The following is a 4,444-nucleotide window of genomic DNA, read 5'->3' on the forward strand; positions in this document are numbered from 1 at the left end:
GCCAGCCCCTAGGCTAAATGTTGATTCGACGGAGCGCCGGCAGTAACCTGTCGGCGTTTCCTGTTTTGAATCGGGGGCTTAGTGTCTGTAGGTGGGTCGAAAGCGGCGGCGAAGGCTCCGAAGAAATCTTCGAGAGTTCAAAGGCGCCGCCTCCCTCGCAATGTCGGGGTTTTTTCGGTTAATTTCTGCCGCAACGCGCAATGCTCTCTATTCGGCATTCCGCTCTACCCTTACGGCCGACGGGGCGTACGCGGTTCGGCCAGCGCAGGCCGTAACCAGCCGCATGGCAAAGTCATAGGCTCAGGCGGTGACCGCACATTCGTTTGTCCTGCTTGCGGCACCGCTCACGCAATCAAATCGAATCTCGCGATAGCTGAAGAGTATTCACGCCTCTGCGACCTGTATAGAAGAACAAAACGGGAAACTTGTTCGAATGCCTCCTGCCGCAATCACCGGCTTCCGATAGGCCTGATGCCGTCCGCCTACAGATTGTTCGGGAAGACCGCGAAGGGCGATGCCCGCTATCAATGCAAGGCATGCCGCAAGACCTTTTCCCTGGGGCTTCCCACCCGGCGCCACAAGAAGACGGACAAGACCGGCGCCATCATGCGCGGGCTGGTGAACAAGATGGCCATGAGCCGGCTATGCGAAACGGCGCAGGTCAGTTTTCCGCATATCCATTCCAAGATAGATTTCCTCTTCAACCAGTGCCTGGCCTTCGCCGGAGAGCGCGAAGGGCGGCTTCATCAGTGCTTTGAAGACAAGGAGCCTTACTTCTCGACCGACGCCCAGACAATCCTTGTGAACTGGCCTGTCAGGAACCGGCGAGGAACGGTCCCACTCCTTCATATGGCGACCGTTCACAAATCGTCGCAGTTCGTCGTCGCGGCAACCATCGACTACGACCCGGATGTCGACCCGGACGAGCTGGAGAAGGTCATGGATGCCGTGGGCGACTTCGCCAAGCCGCGCTCCATGCGCCGGTTCGCTCGCCTCTGGCCCGCGAGCGAGTACCAAGAGTCCATCGTGAAGGGCCTGCCGAGCGTGTTCACGAAGGAAGACCTCGCAGCAGGCGGCAAATACAACCTGCCTGGCCGTGGCTCGCGTGTGCGGGGCGACATCTTTCACTACGCGCACATGATGCTCGTGAAGAAGCTGATTGGACGCTCGTATCGCGTTGCGAATTTCTGCTGCGACGCGGAAGCAGGCCTCGCGAATGCAATTGCGGCGCTGTCGGTCGACGAGGTTAAACGCGGGCGGGTTAATATCGCGGAGATCTCATTCTCGAAGGGCCTGACCAATGACGAGCGCACAAGGCTGGCGATTGAAGGCCGCAAGCGCTACCACGAAGAGCTGCAACTCTATGCCGCCGAAATCGCGCAGGTGAAATCGGAATATCCCGGCATCGAGGACGAAGACGCGCTCGCCGTCCACATCCTTCGCCTGACCTATGGCCATGGCTCGTCATCGGCTCGCGGCAAGATGCTCGCGACGGCGGGCATGCCCTGGCCGTTTCATTCCAAGCCGGAGCCGAACAAGACAATCCGGCTGAAGACGGATATCGGGCTGATGGACTGGGACGGGCTTGGCAGATTCATGACGCGCGCGACCATTCACCCGGCCGATTCCTATTTCAACCTGGCGCGCCGCCGCATCGCCGGTTTCGAGCGCGGGCTTCCGACTGCGTCGAACACCCATCGCATCTGGCACGCCTACAGCTTCTACAACCCGGAGATGGTGCCCAAGCTCGCGACCATCCTGCGCTTCTATCACAACTACATGCTGCCGAGGGGCAAGGAGAAGGCGACGCCGGCGATGAAGCTCGGCGTGGCGAAGGGCGTGGTCTATGAACGCGACTTGTTCAGCTTCTAGAGGATGACCCGCAGAATTCACAATTCAATAAGAGGTCTGATCCAAATGGTTGTAAGTGACAAATTTCGGCCATATGTCGCAAACACGTCCACATCGGAAAGGCCTCCGATTGTGGACATTAGCACCCCTTCTGGCATTCTAGGTATCCGAGAACGAATCAGAACCATGAAAAGAGAGGATTCTATTGTGATGAAGAGTGTGGAGCTCTTTTCCGGCTGCGGCGGACTGGCAATGGGCTTGGCACAGTCCGGTTTCCACCATCTTGCGATGGTAGAATGGAACGCCGAGGCTTGCGCCACTCTTCAGCACAATAAGCGACGTAAGGTTCGTCATGTGAAGGCATGGCCGTTTCAGCAGGCTGACGTTCGTTCTATTGATTGGAACGCTATCGCCGAATGCGTGGACCTTGTTGCTGGCGGCCCTCCCTGTCAGCCCTTCTCCATTGGCGGCAAGGGAGGCGGAAACGCCGATGAAAGAGACATGTGGCCCGAAGCTGTCCGCGCGGTCCGCGAGTTGCAGCCAAAGGCATTTCTTTTTGAGAATGTGCGCGGCCTGCTGCGGCCAGCATTTACAAATTATCTGAACTGGATTCAGGCTTGTTTGGCGCGCCCGGAAGCGCGGCGGCGGCAGAACGAAAGTCATGACGAACACGTTGCCCGACTCTCCAGGATGAGGGGCGTGCCTACGTATAGGGTAGAGGTTTTTGCTGTTAACGCGGCGGATTACGGAGCTCCACAGAAGCGTCATCGCGTTATCATTGCGGGGGGGCGGTCGGATTTGGATATTCACTTCGATTTTCCCGAACCTACGCACACTTACGAGCGATTGCTTTGGGACCAATGGGTCAGCGGTGAGTATTGGGAGCGGCACAATATGAGCGCCCCGAAATCCGGGCCTACCGACAAGCGCGCAATCAGAATAGTGGAGAGACTGAAATCCTCGCTTCTGGCTCCCAAAGGCCGCGCTTGGGTCACCGTGCGGGACGCAATTCATGGCCTCGGGGAGCCCGGGAATAGTTCCACTGTCCTCAATCACACGTTCCAAGCAGGCGCTCGCATATATCCCGGGCATACTGGTAGTCCATTGGACGAACCCGCAAAGGCGCTAAAGGCCGGTGACCATGGTGTGCCCGGCGGTGAAAATATGATGGTCAAAGACGATGGTTCTGTTCGCTATTTCACGATTCGCGAGGCGGCGCGGCTCCAAGGTTTGCCGGATGAATTTGAATTCCCTCGCTCGTGGACTGAAAGCATGCGTCAGCTTGGCAACGCAGTTCCGGTCCAACTCGCTAATGCAATGGGAAAGACGCTTAGTACTGCATTGAGGGCGTCATCCTGTTCAATCTCAAAAGCTGCATAAATGACGTCTTCAGTCCTACGGGCGTATGATTCTTTTCAATTTCCGTTCGATGTTCATCTCATCGAGGCGGTGAAGAGCTATCTTTCCGGTATGGACTGGGCGCCGCTTTTAGAGGCTGAGATTAGAAATCAGCTCGGTTCCAACCAAGCGACGCTCGGCGTTTATTTGCTTGGCCTTGAAGGTACCGACGGTGACACGCAAATCGTTTATGTAGGGCAATCTGAGAAAGCCATTTATGTCCGCTTGATGAAACATGCTCGAAATATCCTCGACAGGAAGGGCCTTACTCCAACCAGAGTTGTGTTCAAGGCCGCCGAAATCCTGATGCTCAGTTCAATGAGAATTGAGACGCGGCTCATAAAGGATTTCGGAACAAAGTGGGATAAAAAGAATCCCACCTGTGGATGGAACGGCTCCGGGTTTGGCAGCAATGACACCGGAGGCAATCGAGATGCGCAAAAAACCTCGCCGTTCGACGCCAGGTATCCAATAGATATAACTCTAACCAAGCCCAACTTGTTTCCTGTTGGGGTGATTCCTGCCAAGCTGGCAATTGAGAAGCTAAGCCAGGGCGTTCCGTATACGGTGCGCGTATCTCCGACGGATGCCAAGCATCCGGATCTTTCGCAGAATATTACGTTCAACCGCACTGATTACACAGCAGAGGATGCGGTGAGAAATATTCTGAAGGCACTCCCTCCCACTTGGACTGCCAAAATCTTTTTCAACAAAATCGTGTTTGAGCAGAATGCTGACTCTCGTTTGGCGCCATTTAACGCCCTAACGTGGCCAGATTGCGCACTAAACGGATTTGCCTGTATATACTAACGAAGGTCCGTGGACGGAGATTTGGTAACGCAGTTGATACGATTTATTTTCTGGCACTTCGACGCCCTCGACCAACTCCCTTGCGTTTCAGATAGTGCCACTGTGCAAATCATTTTGAGCACTCTGAGGGGTGAATAGTTCTTGCCAAACAAGCGTGACAAAATTCGCTCTCTTAATCCGGTCGGCGGCAATCGGATGCGACATGAGCGCGGTGGTCGAAAATTCATCTAACCCATTGAGCTATATACGTTTGCCCCGCAAACCGGGCTTTTGACCGAATTGCGGGGCAAAGCTTCTTGTATCAAGGCGTTAGCTCGAAAAACCGGCCTAGCCGATTGATTTGACGTTCGAATTGTCAGTATCAACATTTACCGTAGTGGCTGGC

The 4,444-nt window shown here is 55.4% G+C and carries 3 protein-coding genes; all 3 read left to right on the plus strand.

Annotated elements, in window-relative coordinates; translation table 11 throughout:
* Window positions 1-471 precede the first annotated feature (471 nt).
* A complete protein-coding gene (locus tag Q8S60_RS16005) occupies window positions 472-1,872 on the plus strand; it encodes a hypothetical protein (protein WP_305276189.1) in 1,401 nt (466 codons plus the stop codon).
* 165 nt (window positions 1,873-2,037) lie between these two features.
* Window positions 2,038-3,231, plus strand: a complete 1,194-nt coding sequence (locus tag Q8S60_RS16010; protein ID WP_305276191.1) for a DNA cytosine methyltransferase — start codon at window positions 2,038-2,040, stop codon at window positions 3,229-3,231.
* Window positions 3,232-4,059, plus strand: coding sequence for a GIY-YIG nuclease family protein (locus tag Q8S60_RS16015; protein WP_305276192.1), 828 nt, complete (start codon window positions 3,232-3,234; stop codon window positions 4,057-4,059). It abuts the gene before it with no gap.
* The last annotated feature ends 385 nt before the right edge of the window (window positions 4,060-4,444 follow it).

Source organism: Parvibaculum sp. (assembly GCF_030694575.1).
Taxonomy (GTDB): Bacteria; Pseudomonadota; Alphaproteobacteria; order Parvibaculales; family Parvibaculaceae; genus Parvibaculum.

Bases quoted from the DNA above. Each gene is read 5' to 3' on its own strand.
- Q8S60_RS16005 (WP_305276189.1), top strand. From the start codon at position 472: ATGCCGTCCGCCTACAGATTGTTCGGGAAGACCGCGAAGGGCGATGCC.
- Q8S60_RS16010 (WP_305276191.1), top strand. From the start codon at position 2,038: ATGAAAAGAGAGGATTCTATTGTGATGAAGAGTGTGGAGCTCTTTTCC.
- Q8S60_RS16015 (WP_305276192.1), top strand. From the start codon at position 3,232: ATGACGTCTTCAGTCCTACGGGCGTATGATTCTTTTCAATTTCCGTTC.